Here is a 20,520-nt window from a genome sequence, read left to right on the forward strand (position 1 = left end):
TAATATTCGGTGTTAAAAAGAGGCCAGATTATGAAACCGGTGTAGTTATATTGTTATCGTCAGGATTATACCGGGGGAATAAATTTAGGGAATTAACCGGAGAAACGAACAAGGAATTATTATCATAAGCTGAGGGAACGGTTTTCGACGATTCCCTCAGCTCGGAGAGGATTGTTATTTTGCCATGCCGCCGTTTTTAAACAGGGCATAAGCAGTTTGATAGTTGGCAATACTGTTTTTGAGAAGTGCGCTGTCCATTGCCGTGGCCCGTTGTTCATTGCGCTCTTTGTTCCAGCTGAAGCATTGCGCTTTTTGCTGCGGGCTGAGGATCAGCAGTTTACCCGGCTCCAGGTAACCCAGTTTTTGATAGGTACTTACCATGGCACGGGGCTGGTATCCCGGTTCCAGTACGTTTTCGCCGTAAAACTTACTGTTATAAGACCAGTGCAGCATGCCCAGGAGGGTAGGGTAAATATCTATCTGGGAGCACATGGCACTGATTTCCTGTGGCGCTACGCCCGGAACATTGTACAGGATACAGGGAATATGATATTTACTGATCTCTATTTCATTTTTACCGGCGCTGCTGGCGCAGTGGTCAGCCACAAAAATGATCACGGTATTTTTAAACCAGGGCTTGGTGCGGATCTTTTTCAGGAACTGCCCGATGGCGTAGTCGGTATACTTTACCGCGCCTTCACGGCTGCTGCCGGAAGGGATGTCTATTTTGCCGGAAGGATAGGTGAAAGGCCGGTGGTTGGAGGTGGTCATCACGAAATCGTAGAACGGCTTGCCGGCCGCATATTTCTGATCGGCGCTTTTAATCGCTGCGGCATAAATGTCCTCGTCGCATACGCCCCAGGCATTTTCGAACTGTACGGCGGTGTCGGGAATATTTGTGCGGGTGGTGGTGATATGATCATCCACCAGTTTATGACGGAGCCGGTCGGTAATATCATAGCCGTTGTTCCCAAAGTACTTGTTCATGTTATCGAAGTAGCCGTCGCCGCCATAAAAGAAGGTGCTTTCATAACCCTGCTGCTCAAATAACTGGCCTACGGAAAAGAGTTGTTCATTCTTTTTCCGGCGAACAATACTTTGCCCGGGAGTGGGTGGCACGGCGAGTGTAAGCGCTTCCATCCCTCTTACCGTACGGGTGCCGGTCGCATACATATTGGTAAAGAGAATACCTTCTTTGGCAATACTGTCCAGCACAGGCGTAATATGACCGGTGTTACCAAAGCGGTCCATGAAATCGGCGCTGAAGCTTTCAATGGTGACCATGATCACATTGGGCGTAACACGTGTACCCGTATCCGTTATACTCCTGTAAATATTGTTACCGGCAGTCAGGTAATGGCTGTCGGGCGATTGCAGCAAGGTGCGCATCCGGCTGAAGGCAGTGTTATCATCTTCCAGCAAATAATATTTATCGTAAGCCAGTTCATTATTCAGGTAGGCGGAAATAAATGAATACACACCTGCTTTGGATAACTCCTGTGCATACCGGTTTTTGCTTTTTTCGGCCCAGGTGTTATTGATGAAGAAAATGTGCAGGAGCATTAGCCCCGCCAGCCCGGCAAAGATGAGCAGCCGTTTCCCGAAAGGTGTGTGCGATTGGAAACTGTTGCGGAAAATACCCCTGCGAGCCAGCACCCAGGTGATGAGGGCGGTGAATAATAATACGCCGCCAATCAGCAATGGTAAAGGGTACGACTGGTTAATATTACTGATTACTTCATAGGTATAAATGAGGTAGTCTACTGCAATAAAATCAAAGCGCCCGGAGTATTCGCCCCAGAAGGTTAATTCTGCAAAAAAGGAAAATACAAGGATTACCAACGCCAGGAAAAAGCCGGTGTAAGTGAATATCCGGTTAAACAGCGTGTTATTGAGCCGTTGCGGCAGCAGCAGCAGGTAAAGGGCATAACCAATGGTAAAAAACAAAGCTACCCCGGTATCATATATCAGCCCTTTGCCATAAATGGCTGGTAAATGGGATAAGCGCAGCCCGGATTGAGGGAAAGCCCATACCAGCAATACAGTTCTAACGAGGAACGACAGGATCAGGAGTACGGCGCCAAAGCCCAGGAGCACCGCGTACCTGTTTTTGATGAATTTCATAGTGTACAGAAAATTAAAGACCGCGAAGTTACACTCTTCCTCATAAATTTAACTATAAATTAACTTTCAATGACATATTGATGATTCTTCCATCTACAGGCCCCCATAGTTGGGCAAATTCCGGATGCGTAATGGTGCCGGTATATAAGGGGGTGTTCTTGCCTTGCCTTGCGTCAAAAATGTTCTCCCCGTTGAGTACCAGGGTAACGTGTTCCCCCAACTGCCGGGAAACCATCGCAGCCCAGAACCAGTAGTCGGGTGTTTTTTGATTGTGATCGTCGTACTGATGGCCTATCCGGCTGTTTTCAATGCCGAAGCGCCATTTGCCTTTGATGCTGTAGGCCAGTGTACCGGCAAATTTGTCCTGTGGCGCAAACGCGACGTTGGTATGGGCAGCATCGTTGTAACGGGACACCGTGTGGTTGTATCCCAGGTACAGTTCCAGGTGATCCAGTTCAAAGCGGAGGTAGGTATCTGTACCAACACTGTTTACAGCGTAAGGCATATTCTGCAGCAGGTACATCCCCTGGCTGCCGGGTTGCAGCACCGGCAGGATAGGATCTTTGATATGTGTGTAATAGAGCGCCTGGTTCAGGGTCATGTCTACCTTACCTAAACTGGTATGGTAGTTCCCGTCAAAGTTAATACCCTGGCTGCTTTCCGACTTTATACCCGCGCTGAGCGGCAGCAGGTAGCGGTAGCCAATGGTTTGAGTCTGCGTGGTGAAAACAGCCGGTGATTTATAACCCGTGCCTGCACTCAGGCGGATGGACAGGTCATCTAGTGGTTTGTATACAAACGCCAGCCTTGGTAAAATGTACCATCCGAATTCATTGTGATGGTCTGCGCGCAGCCCGGCTTCTGCCATCAACTGGTCCGTGATCCGGAAACCATCCTGTATAAAGGCGCCTGCCGTGTTATACTGGTAGTTGCCGAGTAATGTGCTATCGCCTTTGGCGCGGTGGTATATTTCGCCGGTATTATTGATGCCGGCTACCCAGTTGTGCCGGCCGCTTGTTTTATGGTAGGCCGCTTCTGCATAAGTGCTGGTTTGATTTCCGAGCAGCGTAAAAGTTTCCACGTTATTTTGCAGGTGGAAGAAGCTGCCTGCTCCTTTTATTGTTAAAGTGCCGCCGCCGAGGTTTTTCCGGGTGAATTGCAGCTCTGCGCTGTGTCTTTCGCTGTTATTGGTTTCTGTATACTGGTGGATGCCGGCCGGGGCATGATCCAGTACCTGCATATCGCCGCCTTCGCGTTTTTCGATGGTACCGGTATAGCCGGCCACCAATGTGGTTTGCGGATTGAGGTACCAGAAGAAGCGGGGGTGGAGCAGGTATTGACGCAGGCGCGGCACATCGCTGAAGCCGTCTTTATTTACGTCGCTGGCGTTTTGTGTGGTAACGCCGGCAAAGAGGGTGATACCGGTTTTGCCGTATTTTTCCGCATAGTAAGCGTTCACGTTGGTTTCTTTCAGTGTACTACGATTAACCAGTACTGTTAGTTCAGGTTTACTGCCGGGCGTTTTGGCAATGAAGTTGATGATCCCGGCAATAGCGCCGCCACCATAGAGAGTGGAAACAGATCCTTTTATAATTTCTACCTGTTTAAGATCTAATGGCGGAATGGACAGTACACCGAAATTGCCGCTCAATCCTTCGTACACCGGCACACCGTCACGCAGCAGCTGGGTGTATTTACCGTCCAGTCCCTGCATGCGGATGGCATTGTTACCACTCACTGCAGAGGTATTCTGAATATGGATTACAGACAGGTCGCCGAGGATACTGGCCACGTTACCCGGTTTTATGCCGCTTTCTTCCATCATATCTTCTCTTCCCAGTACTTCTACTTTCATGGGCAGGTCTTCAATACGGCGGTTATCCCGGGTAGAAGAAATCACTACTTCTTCCAGGTCGGATACTTTGCTGATGGTGGTATCTTTCGCCGGTGGCTGTGTGGTGTCTTTAACGGGAACGGGCACACGATTTTGTGCGGTTACAATGCCTGTTGCGCTCAATAAAATGATAGCCAGTATTACATGTTTCATATGCTCCTTTGTACTGCAAAGAAAAACATGGAATCTGGAGCAAATCTGAACGGTGGGTTATAGGCTTACACGGAAAGTATGCTGACCATTTGCATAATAATAGGTAAGATGGAAATGATAAGAGTCTGCCATTTTTTTAACAATGGCAAGTCCCAGTCCGTTGGAATTAGAGTAGCCGTTGTTGTGTTTTTTGAAGCGCTGGAACAACACGTTGGCGGGTATTTCAGGCAGATGGCTGGTGTTGGCAATAGTGAACGCCTCGGGTGTTAACTGAATAGTGATGCTGCCTTGCGGATAATTATATTTGATGGCATTCCCGAGCAGGTTGCTGACCAGTATATCGGTGAGTGCGGGATGCAGCGGCCATGGTGCGGTAGCGGTTATTTCTTTATGAATGTGCAGATCTTTCTCTTTGATAAGTTCTTCAAAAAGCAGCAGGTATTTTTCAACGACGGTGCAAAGGTCCGGCTGTTCTGTTAGCGGGTATTGCTGGTTTTCTATTTTGGCCAGCAGCAACAGGTTGTGATTGAGGCGCGACAGGCGTTGCAGCTCATCATAGCTGGTGAGGATGCTGTTTAGTTGTATTTCAGAGAGGGTATCGTCCTGCAGCAATAATTCCAGTTTGCTTTGGGCGATAGCAAGGGGTGTTTGCATTTCATGGGCTGCATCTTCCGTTAACTCTTTTATACTGGTGTAATCGTTGTGAATACGGCTGGTCATGGCGCTGAGGGCGGTATTCAGCCGGTTAAATTCATGGGTGGCAGCTGGTTCAAAAACGGTGGCGTCCAGTTTGTTCAGTTGCAGCTTTTGTATTTTGTCGAGCGACCGGTAAAACGGTTTCCATATGCTTTTACTGATCAGCCAGTTGGAGAGCAATGCAAACAAGAGTAAACCACCAAAAGCCGCCAGCATTACATGAATGATGTTTTTTACCAGGTCATCTTTTTCTATCAGTGATTTACGGAGTACCAGTTCATAATTTTTGTTATGCAAACTGATTACCTGCGATAGTTGCCGGAAGGGCGCGTAGGTATTTTCCGGTTCCTGGTAAATGTTTACGCCTTTCAGGTGATGTGTTGGCTGCGCCGCGTCGTTCGTAGGATGCAGGTTAAATTCCGGTGTTTTGATACTAAAAACCGGGTTGTTCACACTGGCGGTATCAAGATACCGCATCCACTGGAGTTTGTCATTCACCAGTTCCTCATCTGTTTCATATTTTATCTCCTGATTGAATTCTGTGTACAGGTAAAAAGCGCCTGCAGTAAACACCGGGAGCATGATCAGTAAAAAGTATAGGGTTGTTTTTGTCAGCAGTTTCATGTGCGCAATCTTTTAAGGGATGTTATCCGAAGCGGTAACCGGTTCCGTATACTGTTTTGATATAATCTTCGCCGCCTGCTTCCAGCATTTTTTTCCGGAGATTTTTAATATGGGTATAAATAAAATCATAGGAGCCGGCCTGGTCATATTCATCGCCCCAAAGATGTCCTGCCAGGGCGGATTTGGTGACTACCCGGTGTTGATTGGCAATAAAATACAGCAGCAGCTGGTATTCTTTCCCGGTGAGGGTAAGGGATTTATGATGAACCAGCACTGTTTTGGAGGCGGGTTTTATGGTGATTTCCTGGAAGTTGACGGTGGTATTGCCGTCAAAGTTTTTCCGGCGTAAGATGGCATTTACCCGTGCATTGAGTTCTGAGAGATGAAATGGTTTGGTGAGATAGTCATCTGCACCGAGTTCTAGGCCGTTAAGTTTATCTTCCAGGGAGTCTTTGGCAGAAATGATAATGATGCCGGCTTTGGACTCCAGCAGTTTCAGTTCCTTTACCACGTCCAGGCCGCTGCCTTTTGGCAGGCCGATGTCTGCCACTATGCAGTCGTAGTCAAATTCATTGACCTTATCAATGGCCTGTGGAAAATCTGCTGCCAGTTCACAGATATATCCCTGGTGTTCCAGGTATTCCTGTATACTGGCCCTGAGAGCCGGTTCATCTTCTATAATCAGCACTTTCATAGGCTAAAAGTAGGTATAATTCCTAAAGGAATTCTGTAGCAGCATTCTGCAATCCCATACGGGTTTTTCATCATTTTTTGGCAGGAATGAAAACTATGTACTCCTGTATTTCGTAAATACAATACCGATATCAAACCATTCATTCAGGCATTCTTATGAGTACTTATTTTAAAATGGTGGCAGATAGGCTATTACTGAAAAAGTTGCCGGAAGCAGCCATCACACAACGAAAGGTTTCAGATGATGACACGAGGGAGTTGTGTGCCCTGATGGACCATATTCCCAATGCGAAATCAGTGGCAGCAATGTACCGTCAGATGATGAGAACGGGCCGGCTCACAGAGCGTTATACCAGCGGGGATCCTGGCAGGAGGTGGCTCGAAGTGGAGCAAATTGTGCTGAACCGGAACGAGAGAAAGAAAGAAAACAAACGCCGGCTCATATGGATGATGGTGGTTTTCATCACGGTTGGTATTGCTTCCTATTTCGGAGGCGTTTATTTGCTCGCAAAAGGAAAGCACCTGGCTGTCCAGGTATGGGGATAAAATATATATTTTATACACTTATAATATGGCTGAATAAAAACGTCCCGGCAGTACATTACTGCCGGGACGTTTTTATTCAGCCCATTTCCGGTATTATTTTCTTTCAGGCATCTTTACACTCAATGGCTTTTCATTGCGCAACATGCTGGCGGCTTCGCCGGTTAGCCAGAGATAATGATCTGAAGGCTTCCCATCTAAGTTGATAAACGGCGTGGTGCTGCTTACGGGAGGCTGATCGCTTCCTTTAAATATCGCAGTGGCTTCATTTACTTCATCAAACATGGCCACATACAGCATGCTGGCGCCGGCAGTTAAGGCGGTAGAAATTTGCTGCCAGTAAAAACGTCCGCCCTGGCGGGGAATAGAGCCCACGGGTTTTATATCGTCCGGGAATTCATAACGACTGAGGTTGTGCCAGCTAAAGCCGGGATATACGCAGGGCACATATTCCAGGTGGTTGGCGCGGCACCAGGCCAGGTCGTCGATGAGGTTATCGCGGTAGCGGTCCATATCATTGTGAAGCAGCGGGGAATACCGTTGTACCGTCCAGGGCAGCACCAGGTCGGCTTGTTTGATGATGGTATGCAGGTAAGGATCAGGGAGGCAGTCGGCGTTCAAAGTGCGCCAGGCGGTGGGTACGCCCAGCATAATGGCACAGCCGCCATACACCGGGTCATTTTTCAGGAAATCGATGAGCCTTTCGAGGCCAATATTACGGAGATTATACGGGCGGTCAGGAAAGCCAATTCCCCAGATGGCTACTACCGGTTTGCCGTTTTGCTGCAAATAAGTTTTGGCGCCGGGCTGGTTGGTTACTTTCAGCTGATCCACCAGGTACTTCCAGTCTTCAATAATAGCGGAACAATCCTCCCCTGTGGCACTTAACCCGGAAAGGTCATACATCACGGCGATGGCCCTTTTATATTTCGAAGCTGCTGCGAAGGCATTTTTCAGGACAACGGAAGAGACGCTGTCGCGGCGTTTGGCATTATTAAAAAAGCGTTGCATGAAAACGCCGTCAACCCCATACTGCTGCATCCACTTGAAGTGAATGTCTACGGTGCTTTTGTCGTAAGAACTGAAGAAACGTGCGGGCTGGCCGTTGGCGAGCTTAAAAGGTGTGGCGTATGTTTTTTCATATTCGCTTACATCGGGCCACATGTCTATTCCGCTGCGGGTTTCATCGCCATAGGAAAAGCGCCGGGCGCCGGAGCCATCACCTTCGGCCCGGAACCATCCCTGGTAGCCGGCCATCACCAGTCCATGATAAGTTGGGTACTGTGATTCCCTGCTGTGTTTCAATTGTGCCTGGGCGGGTATGCTCAGCAGGAGGAGGAAAGCTAGTAAGATACGCTTCATATATATACTGTTTGTTATTAACGTGGAACCTGCTTTTAAAAAGAGGAGAACCCGGCTTGCCCGGATTCTCCAAAGGTTTTGCATTCACCTTAGTTGTGTATCCCGGTGATATTCCCCGGAATAAGATGCAAGTAAAGCGGGAAGGACTAACAGGAGCGTTAACAAAGCATTAATTGCGGGCATTAATGGCCTATTTACCGGATTAATTTCCGAAAACGGCAAATTGACGAAGGGGAATCGCGGTATTTAGCAGTATCTTTTATTTGTCGTGCGAACAGCATGGCGGAATAATATTTATCTTTCTGTATACGCAACCCAATGTTTTATGCCCGTAAAAACAAACAGATTACTATTCCGCGTTGTTACTGTATGGCTGTTGATGATTTTTGCAAATGATGCAAGCAGTGCCCGGGATATTTGCGGTGGAATAGCCACGCGCGAATGCCGCAGCACTTCAGATACCAACCGCAGCAAGCCTGCCTTTGCAGCGTTGGTGCTGTATGAAGGCGGCGGCCACCATGTGGCGTTTTCAAAAGCAGCCAGGGTATGGCTGGACAGCCTCGCAGCGAAGAAACAATTTACCCTTACCTATATCAACAACACTGATGCGATTAATGATGACTATTTAAAGCAGTTCCGGCTTTTTATCCAGCTCGACTATCCGCCTTATGGATGGAAGCCTGCAGCTGCAGCAGCATTTGAGCGATATATTCAAGAGGGCCGCGGCGGCTGGATCGGGTTACATCACGCCACTCTGCTCGGTGAATTCGACGGCTTTCCTATGTGGGATTGGTTTTCGGCATTTATGGGCGGCATCCGGTTCACGAACTATATTCCTGAGTTTGCCAACGGGAAGGTAGTAGTGGAAGATAAAAAGCACCCGGTGATGAAGGGCATTACATCTCCCTTTATTATTAATAAAGAAGAATGGTATACCTACAATAAAAGCCCCCGCCCGCAGGTGCATGTGCTGGCCAGTGTGGATGAAAGCTCCTATGTGCCTGCTTCTGACAGGAAGATGGGCGATCATCCGGTGGTATGGACCAATGAACATTATAAAGCCAGGAATATCTATATTTTCATGGGGCATGGCCCCGGGTTGCTGGATAACCCGGCATACCTGCAATTGTTACAGAACGCTATTTTCTGGGCAGCCGGTAAATAACAGGATGTGGAAGTTTTAGTAACTTTAGCTGCTGCGTAGGAAGAGCCTTTCTTTGGGTGGGTTATAAGAAAAAATAAACCATATAAAATGGAGAAAAAATTTCTTATCAGCGGTATGCTGTATTGTTTGCTCCTGCTGCCGTTGCTTTTAAACGCACAGCCACTTCCCATTGGCGCGGCTGCACCGGATTTTACGCTGCCGGCTACAGACGGGAAAAATTATTCATTGTCTTCCTTTTCCAGGGCGAAGGTACTGGCAGTGGTTTTTACCTGTAATCATTGTCCTACTGCGCAGGCGTATGAAGACAGGATAAAACAACTCACCTCAGACTATGCCGGCAAAGGTGTGGAGCTGGTGGCGATTATGCCTAACAACGCGGAGGGGTTGCGGTATGATGAGCTGGGATACACGGATCTTGGGGATTCTTTCGATGATATGAAACAGCGCGCAAAAGACAAGCAGTTCAACTTTCCTTATTTGTATGATGGTGACAGCGAGATAGTTTCACGGGGCTATGGTCCTATTGCAACGCCGCACATTTTCATTTTTGATAAAGACAGGAAGCTGCGTTACCAGGGAAGGATTGATGATATGGAGAATCCTGCAAAGAAGCCAGGGTCGATGGATGCACGGAATGCTATTGATGCCTTGTTGCAGCAGCGGGAGGTGCCGGTAGCGGTCACCAAAGTATTTGGTTGTTCTGTGAAGTGGAAAGATAAAAGTGGCAGCGTGGAAAAAGCAACGCAGGCCTGGGCGAAAGAACCGGTGAACCTGGATACGGTGTCGGTGGACGGTATTAAGGAGCTGCTGAAAAATACTTCTTCCAATCTGCGGCTTATTAATATCTGGGCTACGTGGTGTGTGCCTTGCGTGGCGGAGTTCCCGGAGTTTATTATCCTGGCCAAAACGTTTAGTGAGCGTGATTTTGAGTTTGTAAGTGTTAGTGCAGATGAACCGGAGAAGAAAGATAAGGTATTACAGTTTTTACAGAAGAAGCATTCTTCCGGGAAAAATTATCTTTTCAGCGGGAAAAGTAAATATGAATTGATTGAAGCTGTTGACCCCAAATGGCAGGGCGCATTGCCGTATACTATTTTAGTGGAGCCCGGTGGAAAGATCGTATATGCGCAACAGGGAGAAATTGATCCTGTGGCGCTTCGAAAGTTAATTTTTCATAACCGCATGATCGGCCCCATGTTTAAATAGATCGGTGTCCGGCCATTTTGTGGCGGGATCGTTCACTGCCTTCCACAGCAATCCATCCAGGTCGTTGAAGAAGCTGCTGTCGGTACGCGTGTTGCAAAGCATCACCCAGTTGAATCCTTTTTGTGCGCGTATTACTTCGCTGGCAGTGCCGGGCAGGGAGCCGGAGTGCCACCAGTTGTGATAAGGATTTACAGCCCATCCCAGGGCGTAACCGGGGTTGGCTTCCGAGCCGGTAGTCATAGCAGTGACAGACTTTGCAGTGAGTATGTCCGGAGGTAATGCGAAGCCATCTACATGAACGAGCAGGCGTGCAAGGTCGGCAGCGCTGGCTATCCATCCTCCATGCGCATCCATGCGGGTAATGTTATAGATGTATGGTTGTTCGCCATGCTGGCCGTAGTATACTACCTCATTTGGTTTCCGCTCTGCCAGGGTATTGCCGCCTGTTTGCATGGCTGTGATGCCACAGGGTAGCAGCACTGCTTTTTTTACATACGCTTCATACGGCATACCGGATACTTTTTCAATTATACGGCCGAGGATACAGTACCCGAAATTGGAATAGGCGTATACTGTTCCGGGAATATTGTCCAGTGGCTGATGATCAATAGTCCACGAAATCAGCTGGGCGGCGCTCATGTGCGGATGGCTGAACATGGGATCGGTACCGTTGTTGGTCCAGCCGCCGGAGGTATGTTCAAGCAACTGCCGTACCGTGATATTTTTCAGGTCTTCCCGGTAGGGCGGTGTGCCGTAAGCCGTGCCCAATAAAGCATTGGGGCCAAATACATGGTCGTTCAGCGACAGCTTTTTTGCTTCTGCCAATTTTAATATAGCCGTGGCCGTTATACATTTCGATACGCTGGCAATGCGGAACAGGTGTTGGGAATTTACGGGGATATGTTGTGTGGTATCTGCATAACCGTAGTTGCCGGTATATACCAGTTTGCCTTTGTAAGTTACTGCAACCGCCATTCCCGGCACGTGGTAGCGATTCATGAAAGCATGTACGGTGCTGTCTATCTGCGGGAGGGGTTGTGCGGCAGCGGTATTCACTGCCAGCAGGCATAACAGCAGTATACGGGTATATCTCATAAAATTAAGGTACAAAAATATTTCCTTCCAGGTAAGTCTTGCAGGTACCGCCTATCAATACGCGTTCGCCGGCATCCACGCAGTAAAGCTTTCCTGTTCTGGGGGATACCTGCAGGGCGATCATTTCTTTCTTATCCAGCTGCCGGCTCCAGAAGGGGATGAGCGAGCAATGTGCAGAGCCGGTAACAGGATCTTCAAAGATGCTGGCCTGTGGGGTGAAGAAACGTGATACAAAGTCCACTTGCTTTCCTTTTGCCGTAACAATAATGCCGCCGGGGTCGAGGTTGATCTGGTCGAGGATGGCCTTATCCGGATGCAGGTTGCGTACAATTTCTTCATCGTGATACACGAGGATATAATCCCTTGCTTTCAGCACTTCCATGGGGTATACGCCCATTCCTTTGAGTATTTCCGGAGGAAGGGATGCGGGTACTGGGGGCCTTGACGGGAAGTTAAGGGTGAGCAGATCGTTGTGTTTGGAAACGGTAAGCGGTCCGCTTTGCGTATGAAAAGTGAGTTGGTGCATATCCCATCCGAGGTGATTGAACAGCACATGTGCGCTGGCCAGTGTGGCATGTCCGCAGAGGTCCATTTCTATTTCGGGCGTGAACCACCGGAGCTCATAGTGTCCCTGTTGACCGGTGGGAATAAAGAACGCGGTTTCGGGCAGAAAATTTTCCGCCGCAATTTTCTGCAAGGTATCTGTTGGCAGCCATGCTTCCAGGAGACATACTGCTGCGGGGTTTCCGCCGAACAGTTCATTGGTGAAAGCATCTACCTGGTAAATGGGTATATGCGGCATGGAAATCAGTTTTGGTGTTGTACCGTAAAGGTATTGCTTTTTTGAGCGTGTATCTTCCGGGGGAGGGTGCATGCCCAGAAGAGCAGTCCTGTGGCGCTGATAGCGGCGCCGAGTATGCATACGGCTATCCATCCGGCGAAGGCATATATAGTAGTGGCGGCAATGCTTCCCACGCCGCTGCCGATGGAATAAAAAAGCATGTAGCCCGCTACCATGCGGTTGCGTGATTCCGGTCTGATGTTGTACAGCATACTCTGGTTGGTAACGTGCACCGCCTGGATGGCCAGGTCCAACAGGATGATACCGGCAATAAGTGCTGTCAGCGAATAGGTGGCAAAGCCGAGCGGGAGCCATGAAACCAGCAGTAACAACAAGGCGGCGCCGGTGGTGCGCTGGCCGTGGCCACGGTCCGCCAGTTTACCTGCACGGGCGGCTCCTAATGCACCTGCCACCCCGATTAAACCAAACATGCCAATCGCGGTAGCCGGAAAGGAATACGGTGGCGCACTAAGTGGTAATACCAGCGACGACCACAACACGCTGAAGGCTGCGAAGATGAAGAAGGCAAGAATAGCGCGTACCCTAAGAATGGGTTCTTCCAGGAATAACCGGAATACAGACAGCAGCAATTGCGGGTAGCTGGTATTGGCTTTCTGCGGGTCGTGAACGGGCAATACGCGGTAAAGGACACCGGCGGTGAGAAGCATTAATGCAGCGGAAAAAAAGTATACCGAGCGCCAGCCGGCGATGTCTGCAAGGGCGCCGGAAACGGTGCGGGCGAGCAGGATACCCAATACTACGCCGCTGGTCACCAAGCCCACAATACGCCCCCGTTCTGCCGGGGCGGCCAGTGTGGCGGCATAGGCCACCAGTGTTTGCGTAACTACCGCCAGCAATCCTACGGCTGCAATGCCACCGAGGAAAGGCAGTTTGGCCGGCGACCACGCTACGGTAAGCAATGCAGCCACTGCCAGTAGCAGTTGGGTTACAATCAGTTTGCGGCGGTTGAACAGATCGCCCAACGGTAATAGTAGGAGAAGCCCGAGCGCATACCCTGTTTGCGTAATGGTAACAATGATGCCCAGTGAGCGTGACGGAATATGAAGATCGTTTCCCATTGTGTTCAGCAAGGGCTGGGCATAATAAACATTGGCAACGGCGAGGCCGCAGGCCACCGCAAAAAGCAGCGCGGTAAACCGGGTGAATTTTTCCATGAGTGAATTATGTGTTTTGTACTGTATGGTACAAAATAGATCATAAAAAAGGGGATACGATGTCCCCCTGGTTAACCGAGTATTTTTAATTGTGTTTCTATCAGTTCGGAGAGAGCTTCGTTATCCGGGTAAATCCGCCGGGTAATACCAAGTCCGTTCCAGTTATTGAGGAGCAGGCGGGCCAGCAGTGGGGGCGGCAGTTTGGAGTGCAGGGTGCCTTTTTGTTTTCCGCGCAGCAGTGCATCCAGGAATAATGCTTCCAGTCCCTGCAGGTGAGTGGCGGCCCTTTTCATCATAGGGTTTTCCACGTTGGAAAGCTCTGCTACTGCGTTGCCGAAGATGCAACCTTTCTGGTGCCTGGTTTTGGTGCTTTGCGCTACCCTGCGGAAAAATTCCCGGATGTAATCCACCGGATCCACGGCGGCGTCCAGTTCTCTTCTGAACTGTGCAATCGCCTGATCACTATGTTGCGCCAGCGCCTTTTCATACAGCTCTTTTTTACCCCCTTTAAAAGCCAGGTAAAAGCTGCCCTTACCTATGCCCATAGCAGCGAGCAGGTCTTCCGTGGAAGTAGCCTCATATCCCTGGCGCCAGAAGATTTCAGCCGCTTTGCTGAGCACTTCCCCGTCGTCAAATATTTTCGGTCTGCCTGACATATCTCTCTCTTTTACATGACAAAGATATATTCTTTACCAAATAGTACAAAATTTTTCCGGCATAAAAAAACCTGCGGAATACGCAGGTTAATCTTTTGTGTGGAAAATATACCGGTTAGTGATGCGGAGTTTGTGGGTGAAGCAGCTGAAACAATTCTCTTTGCAGATCATCATTATGAAGATTGTTTAACTGCTCCGTTGAAATTTCGTAAAAGGCAGTTTTCTTGCCTAATACGCCTATCACAAACGTGTGTCCGGCCTGCACCGGTTCTGCGGTCTGGGGGTGTTTTTTTGATAGTGTTACCACTACATCTTTGAATTTTGACATGTAGTGAATATAACAAAAATTCCGGATTTTGGGTAAAATCACGGATCAGCTCATTCTTACCCCATGCAGTAATTTTTCCATCGCGTTTTGTAAAGACCCTGCCCTGGTTACTTCTCCCGAATTCACAAAAAAGATCTCATCGGCATTTTCAATGGTATTCAACCGGTGCGCAATGATTACCCGCGTAGTATTTTCCGGCAGCTTTTCCAGGATTTCTCCCAGCAACTGTTCGGTAACGGTGTCAATATTGGCGGTGGCCTCATCCAGGATAAGGAGATCGGGTTTACGCAATACTGCCCTCATAAAAGCAATCAGTTGTTTTTGTCCCAGGCTCACACCATCTCCGCCGGAAAGCACTTTTGTTTCCAGCCCGTTTTCAAAAATGGCCAGCAGTTTTTCCAGGTTAGCTTCCCTGATCACTTCTGTAAGCTGTTCGTTGGAAAAATCTTTATATGCCGGGTTGCCGTACAGGATGTTTTCTTTCACGGTGCCGGTAAACAGGAAAGGTTCCTGCAAAATGAAACCTATTTTCCGGGAACGTTCATCGGCATCATAACTGCGGATATCCCTTCCATTCAGTAATACCATCCCCTGCGTAGGATCATACAAACGCGCAATGAGTGATGCCGTGGTGGTTTTGCCGCCGCCGGTTGGTCCTACTAAAGCATAGGTTTTCCCTTTCTCCAGCGACAGGCTGATGTTATGTAATATTTCCCTGCCTTCGGGGTAGCCAAAATGTACATTCCGGAACTCCAGTAATGCTGATGAGTCGCTGTAATCCTTGCCGGCATTCACTGTAACAAGATCCGTTTCCAGTCCGAGTATTTCGGAGATCCGGTCCCAGCCAGCCATCGCCACCTGGAAGTTGGCCCACAATGTAGCCAGTTGCCTTAACGGATTATAGAAATAAGTGGCATATGCCAGGTAACTAACGAGCAGGCCTATACTAAATTCTCCCTGGGTGATCAGGTAGATACCGCCGGTTAATACCAGCAATTGTGCAATACTGGCGCACATGGCATAAAAAGGGAGGAACACATTGTTGGCAAGCCCGGTGCCAATGGCGCTCTGGTAGTTTTTTTCATTGGCATCCTGGAAGCGTTGGCGGAAATAATCGCGGCGGTTAAAGGCTACAATTACTTTGAAGTTGCTGAGACTTTCCTGAATTTCTGCACTCATATTACCCACCGTTTTCAGGTTGGCTGCATTTTTTCTTTTTACCCAGGGAGATAATACCCTTGTAAAGAGGAGTATCAGCAAACCAGGCGCCAGTGCGGCAATGCCGATCTTGTAATTGATGATCAGCAGGAAGATACCGGCGCCGATCATAGTAGAAATGTTACCAATAAACTGCATCAGCGATTGTGAAAAAAACTGGTTGAGTTTATCCGTATCATTATTTACGCGGGAAATAAGGTCTCCTGCTTTATTCTGGTTAAAGAAGGCTACGGGCAGTTGCTGTATCTTACTAAAAATAGCATTCCGGAGGGTAAATAAGGTACGCTGACCAACGCCGCCCATGAGCTTTGTCTGGAAGTAACTGGTGAACAGCGCCATCAGGTAAATGCCCAGCAGGATGCCTGAAAAGATCAGTACGCCGTGGTATTGCTTATGCTGCACATAGTGATCGATGGTATAACCGATTAAGAAGGGCCCGAGCAGGTTGAGTATAGAATTCAGCAGGATGGCGGTTAAAGCCACTGCCAGGTTTCTTCTTTCGTGGGAAATCAGCTTCAGCAAATTCCTGAATGCGGAGTAGTTGGATATCTTCTGCTCCTTCTCCGTAAACTTATTAAGATTGTAATTCATAGTTGCTGGTGCTTTGTTGGGAATTAAAGATCTGCACGTACTCGGGGCTGGTATGGAGAAGTTCTTCATGTCCGCCGGTGGCGATAATTTCGCCCTGCATGAGCAGGATGATCTGATCGTAATGCGTTACTGAAGAAATTTTCTGTGTTACAGACAGGAGTGTGATGCCCGGGTATTCCACCTGTACGTTTGCCAGGATCTTTTTTTCTGTATTGGTATCTACACGGGCGGTGAAATCATCCAGCAGGAGGATCTTCGGGTTAATGGCCAGCGCGCGCGCCAGCATGATACGTTGTTTTTGTCCGCCGGAAAGACTGGCACCTCTTTCTGAAACAATGGTATCCAGTTTTTCGGGGAGCGCTTCGGTAAATTCCTTTAGTTCGGCGGTGTGCAATGCCTTTTCCATGGCTGCTTCCGTAACGGTTTCGTTGAACGCAATATTTTCCCGGACGCTCATATTAAAAATGATACTGTCCTGGAATACAAAGCCAACCTGGCTGTGAAAGGATTCGCTGTTATAATCTGCTACCGGGCGCCCATCTACCAGCACCGCGCCGGAGGTAGGTTTGATTAACCCTGTGAGCAGGTAAAGCAGCTGCGTTTTACCTGCAGCAGTAGGCCCGATGATGGCTACTTTTGATCCGGCTTTTATGGAGAAGGAAATATCTTTGAGCACTGGTTTCTGACCGTAGTTAACATTCACCTGCTGAAATTCAATATCTCCCTTAACAGGTGCCGTCAGAGAACCTGCGGGCATAATGTCGGGCATATTGATCACGGCACTGATCCTTTGATAGGAGGCAGTGGCCTGTGCAATAATATTGCTCATAAAACCGATGACCAGTATCGGAAAGATCAGAAGGGCGAGATAACTGCTGAACGCCGCAAAATCGCCCAGGCTCATACTGCCGGTGATAACGAAATGTCCGCCCAGCGCCAGGATGATCAGGTTGGCAATGCCGGCGGTAAACGTAATCACCGGGATCAGTCCTGCGAAAAGTTTTATGATGGATAACCCGAAGTCCATCGCTTTACCGTTGGCGTCCAGGAATTTCTGGTATTCCAGTTGCTGCGAGTTGATCACGCGGATCAGCGCTGCGCCGAGTATACTTTCGTTGATCACTTTATTCAGCCAGTCCATTACTTCCCGGCTCTTGATGAACAGGGATCTCACTTTACGCAGTACCAGGAAAAAGGTAACGCCTATTACCGGCAGCGTGGCAATCACAGCCAATGCCAGTTCCCAGTTGATGGTCAGCAGCAGGATGCTGGCGCCTATAATAATAAATAAGGAAGATACCAGTGAAACGATGGCCTGGGAAACAAACAGCTTGATAGAATCCACATCGGCAATCAGGTTGGTGAGCAGCCGCGAGGGGTTGGCTTGTTCCACCCATGCGTAACTCTGACCGGATATTTTATCTGATATTTTAGTGCGCAGGTTACGCGCCACTTTTTCAGATACATAGGTTTGTATGATGTTCTGCAGATAGGTAAACACCAGGATGATGATGACCGCCACCATAAATTTTATGACCAGCGTATTCAGCTGGAAGGTGCCATGTTCGTAGCTGTCGATGCCGTTTCCGATAATTTTGGGCAACCACAGGTTGAGGCCATTGCTCACCAGTGTAAACAGGATCAGCAGGCTAACCATACCCATATATGGTTGCAGGAGACTGAATACACCGGCTTCTTTCTTTTTACTACCCTCTTCTTGTTTCATTTTTAACTGGTATGTTTAGCAGGACGCGGCTTTTAAAGGTTTCCACATGAGGACGGATCCGCTCCGCAAATATTGTATAAATATCTCAACAAGATATTGTTTTTTTAGCGGTTTAGGGAACGCATTCCGGTGAGGTATCCGGAGAAGGAGTGGGGTGGAGAAGGAAAGAAGAACCAGCGCACGTCCCTGCCCGTTGGGAGATGCGCTGGCTTTTGATTTAAATAGTGACAGCCGCCTTCTTTTTTTCGTAGATGGCGCTGGCCAGCCAATAAAATTCATCCATAAACCTGGCTGCTGATTTGAGCGTATGCTCGCTGGTTAGGTCGTGTGTATCATTGAATGCGCCGTACACTTCCGGCACCAGCAGTTTTACCGGCAGTGCGTAAGCGCCTACGCTGAGGATCACCTGTTGCAGTTGTGTAGCTGCGTTGATGCCGCCCAGTTTTCCTGCACTCACTGTAACAATACCGATGGCTTTCCTGGAAAATTCGCTGTAAAAATAATCCAGGGCGTTTTTCAGTACGCCGGAAAAACTGCCGTGGTATTCCGGTGTAACAAATATCAGGGCGTCTGCGGCGTGCAGGCGCTGGCTCAGTTCTTTTACAACCTGTGGCAGCTGGGGATGTACGCCTACCCGTTCTTCCAGCATGGGCAGCGGGTTTTCGGCCAGGTCTATGAGATCGGTTTCCAATCCCTTGCCCTCTAATTGCTTTTGCAGGTAATGGGCAATTTTCTGTGATTGCCTGCCCTGCCGGATGCTTCCGATTAATATGGCTATTCTCATTGTTTTTATTTTTTGTGAAGACATGCAGCTACCTGTACTGAAAATGATGTTTCAGCAGTAACCGGTTATTGCATTGTTTGGTTGTTACCAGCCGGAGGGCCCTGCCGGCTGGTATATGGGAGCGCAGTATGCCGCTTTTTCATACCTGTGTTTGCGCACCGCACAGGTATAAACCCGCGGAAGTCTATGCCCGCGTTGCGTATCCAACTAGTCGTTTTCTTTATGGAACAAAGATAGTATCTTTGCTGAATAAACCAAATAAACACTTTGTTTATTATGAATAATAACTTTGCCGATAATGAGCGGGCGGTATGGATACTGAAAACACAAGGGCCACAACCCCTGTGTAAGTTGGCAGAGGAGCTGAAAGTAACGATGGAGGGCGCGCGGTTTCAGTTGCTCAAACTGGCAAATGAAGGATTGGTGCAGGCCACCACCGAAGCCAAAGGCAGGGGCAGACCCAAACAGATCTGGTCGCTCACGGAGGCGGGCAACGCGCGTTTCCCCGACCGGCACCAGGACCTGGCATTGCGGCTCCTGTGTAATATGAATAAAACACTTCCCTCTGGTGTGATGGACGAAGTGCTCGACGCCACAGCCCAAAGCACCCTCGAAAAATACCAGGAAGAGCTGAAAGGCATCACCAGCCTGGAAAGCCGTGTAAGTATATTAGCGGATATCCGTAACCGTGAAGGATACATGGCCGAATATATCAACGAAGGAAACAGTTATCTCCTCGTGGAAAATCATTGTCCCATTCAGGCCGCGGCCAGCTGCTGCAGCCGCTTCTGCCAGTCGGAACACGAGATGTTTACACGGATACTTGGAAAGCATGCGAAAGTGGAGCGGCTGGAACATATACTGGGAGGGCAGCGGAGATGTGTATACAGGATCACGGGGAAATGATGCTGATCTTTACTATATTTTCCCCCTATCTATAAATAAATCAGCTTTTATCGGTATTTTTATACCGATAAATCATCGTTTATATTGCCAGGAGGGTGTTTCCAGGGATGATAGAGGAGTATTCAAACAAGGAGCATATTTTACTGCAAAAGTTCGCTGGTGGAGAACAATCCGCTTTCCAATTCATTTTTAACCAGCATTACAAAGCATTATGTTATTTTGCCTTTACCATTGTTGCGGACGCACAGGAGGCGGAAGACCTCGTGCAGGAAACCTTTTCAAAGCTCTGGGATAAACGCGGCGACTTCAAATCTGCCGCCAACATAAAAGCCTTTCTTTTTATCGCCACCAAAAATGCCTGCCTCAATTTTTTGAAAAGCAGGGAGCGGCTTAATGTAAAGGAAAAAGAATTTTCTTATTTACAGGAAGAACAGGTCACCACGGAAATAGCCGGATTTGATCCGGTACTCACCGAAACGGAAATCATTCAGCAGTTGTACCGGGAAATAGAACATCTGCCCACCCAATGCCGGCGGATTTTTAAGATGAGCTATCTTGAAGGAAGAAAGAATGAAGAAATAGCCACCTCCCTGCAAATCTCCTACAATACGGTGAGGGCGCAAAAGCTCCGGGCGCTTAAACTTATCAGGAGCAGTCTCATTAAAAAGAACATACTGCCCTTACTGGGCATCTATATTACCCTTCTCAAATATTATTATAATTATTACTGATCCTGTTAG

18 protein-coding genes are annotated in these 20,520 nt (G+C 48.5%); 5 read left to right on the forward strand and 13 right to left on the reverse strand.

What is annotated here, in order from left to right; all coding sequences use genetic code 11:
- Nucleotides 1-174: 174 nt before the first annotated feature.
- From QFZ51_RS12240 to QFZ51_RS12255, 4 genes are read right to left on the reverse strand one after another with little or no spacing between them, the layout of a single operon-like run.
- Nucleotides 175-2,124, reverse strand: coding sequence for an LTA synthase family protein (locus QFZ51_RS12240; RefSeq protein WP_429046154.1), 1,950 nt, complete (start codon nt 2,122-2,124; stop codon nt 175-177).
- 52 nt (nt 2,125-2,176) lie between these two features.
- A complete protein-coding gene (locus tag QFZ51_RS12245; RefSeq protein ID WP_429046156.1) occupies nt 2,177-4,171 on the reverse strand; it encodes a TonB-dependent receptor plug domain-containing protein in 1,995 nt (664 codons plus the stop codon).
- Nucleotides 4,172-4,228: 57 nt separating this feature from the next.
- Complete coding sequence (locus QFZ51_RS12250; RefSeq protein WP_429046158.1) at nt 4,229-5,491, reverse strand: sensor histidine kinase; 1,263 nt, start codon at nt 5,489-5,491, stop codon at nt 4,229-4,231.
- A 22-nt stretch (nt 5,492-5,513) separates the two neighbouring features.
- On the reverse strand, nt 5,514-6,185 hold the full coding sequence (locus QFZ51_RS12255; protein WP_429046160.1) for a response regulator transcription factor: 672 nt from the start codon (nt 6,183-6,185) through the stop codon (nt 5,514-5,516).
- Nucleotides 6,186-6,340: 155 nt separating this feature from the next.
- On the opposite strand from QFZ51_RS12255, the gene QFZ51_RS12260 reads away from it, so the two are divergent.
- Nucleotides 6,341-6,730 (forward strand): hypothetical protein, encoded by a 390-nt coding sequence (locus tag QFZ51_RS12260; protein ID WP_429046162.1) that lies wholly within the window; start codon nt 6,341-6,343, stop codon nt 6,728-6,730.
- A 93-nt stretch (nt 6,731-6,823) separates the two neighbouring features.
- On the opposite strand, the gene QFZ51_RS12265 is transcribed toward QFZ51_RS12260, so the two are convergent.
- Nucleotides 6,824-8,089 (reverse strand): glycoside hydrolase family 71/99-like protein, encoded by a 1,266-nt coding sequence (locus tag QFZ51_RS12265; protein WP_429046164.1) that lies wholly within the window; start codon nt 8,087-8,089, stop codon nt 6,824-6,826.
- A 325-nt stretch (nt 8,090-8,414) separates the two neighbouring features.
- On the opposite strand from QFZ51_RS12265, the gene QFZ51_RS12270 reads away from it, so the two are divergent.
- Together QFZ51_RS12270 and QFZ51_RS12275 are read left to right on the forward strand one after the other, a co-directional pair.
- A complete protein-coding gene (locus QFZ51_RS12270) occupies nt 8,415-9,254 on the forward strand; it encodes a ThuA domain-containing protein (protein ID WP_429046165.1) in 840 nt (279 codons plus the stop codon).
- An 87-nt stretch (nt 9,255-9,341) separates the two neighbouring features.
- Nucleotides 9,342-10,460 (forward strand): redoxin family protein, encoded by a 1,119-nt coding sequence (locus QFZ51_RS12275; RefSeq protein ID WP_429046166.1) that lies wholly within the window; start codon nt 9,342-9,344, stop codon nt 10,458-10,460.
- Here QFZ51_RS12275 and QFZ51_RS12280 read toward each other — a convergent pair.
- The 8 genes from QFZ51_RS12280 to QFZ51_RS12315 all read right to left on the reverse strand — a co-directional run bounded on the left by QFZ51_RS12280 (nt 10,419) and on the right by QFZ51_RS12315 (nt 18,874).
- Entirely contained in the window at nt 10,419-11,555 is a 1,137-nt protein-coding gene (locus QFZ51_RS12280) for a serine hydrolase domain-containing protein (RefSeq protein ID WP_429046168.1), read from the reverse strand. The two genes, QFZ51_RS12275 and QFZ51_RS12280, sit on opposite strands and share 42 nt — an antisense overlap.
- Nucleotides 11,556-11,559: 4 nt before the next feature.
- Nucleotides 11,560-12,357 carry a PhzF family phenazine biosynthesis protein gene (locus QFZ51_RS12285; RefSeq protein ID WP_429046170.1) on the reverse strand — a complete coding sequence of 266 codons (798 nt, stop codon included), beginning with the start codon at nt 12,355-12,357 and terminating at the stop codon, nt 11,560-11,562.
- 5 nt (nt 12,358-12,362) lie between these two features.
- Nucleotides 12,363-13,571 carry an MFS transporter gene (locus QFZ51_RS12290; protein ID WP_429046172.1) on the reverse strand — a complete coding sequence of 403 codons (1,209 nt, stop codon included), beginning with the start codon at nt 13,569-13,571 and terminating at the stop codon, nt 12,363-12,365.
- A gap of 71 nt (nt 13,572-13,642) precedes the next feature.
- Nucleotides 13,643-14,227, reverse strand: a complete 585-nt coding sequence (locus tag QFZ51_RS12295) for a TetR/AcrR family transcriptional regulator (RefSeq protein WP_370911578.1) — start codon at nt 14,225-14,227, stop codon at nt 13,643-13,645.
- A 115-nt stretch (nt 14,228-14,342) separates the two neighbouring features.
- Nucleotides 14,343-14,555 carry a hypothetical protein gene (locus QFZ51_RS12300; protein WP_079468513.1) on the reverse strand — a complete coding sequence of 71 codons (213 nt, stop codon included), beginning with the start codon at nt 14,553-14,555 and terminating at the stop codon, nt 14,343-14,345.
- A gap of 45 nt (nt 14,556-14,600) precedes the next feature.
- Nucleotides 14,601-16,364: an ABC transporter ATP-binding protein gene (locus QFZ51_RS12305; RefSeq protein ID WP_429046174.1), complete on the reverse strand. Its 1,764-nt coding sequence runs from the start codon at nt 16,362-16,364 to the stop codon at nt 14,601-14,603.
- Nucleotides 16,348-18,090 (reverse strand): ABC transporter ATP-binding protein, encoded by a 1,743-nt coding sequence (locus tag QFZ51_RS12310; RefSeq protein ID WP_429046175.1) that lies wholly within the window; start codon nt 18,088-18,090, stop codon nt 16,348-16,350. Before QFZ51_RS12310 ends, QFZ51_RS12305 begins: the two co-directional genes overlap by 17 nt.
- A gap of 217 nt (nt 18,091-18,307) precedes the next feature.
- Entirely contained in the window at nt 18,308-18,874 is a 567-nt protein-coding gene (locus QFZ51_RS12315) for an NADPH-dependent FMN reductase (RefSeq protein WP_429046177.1), read from the reverse strand.
- Between the two features lie 276 nt (nt 18,875-19,150).
- Between QFZ51_RS12315 and QFZ51_RS12320 the strand changes: the two genes are divergently transcribed.
- Complete coding sequence (locus QFZ51_RS12320) at nt 19,151-19,780, forward strand: helix-turn-helix transcriptional regulator (protein ID WP_429046179.1); 630 nt, start codon at nt 19,151-19,153, stop codon at nt 19,778-19,780.
- A gap of 95 nt (nt 19,781-19,875) precedes the next feature.
- Nucleotides 19,876-20,511 carry an RNA polymerase sigma factor gene (locus QFZ51_RS12325; RefSeq protein WP_429046181.1) on the forward strand — a complete coding sequence of 212 codons (636 nt, stop codon included), beginning with the start codon at nt 19,876-19,878 and terminating at the stop codon, nt 20,509-20,511.
- Nucleotides 20,512-20,520 lie beyond the last annotated feature (9 nt).

The sequence above is a fragment of the Chitinophaga sp. W3I9 genome (genome assembly GCF_050434025.1).
Taxonomy (GTDB): Bacteria; Bacteroidota; Bacteroidia; order Chitinophagales; family Chitinophagaceae; genus Chitinophaga.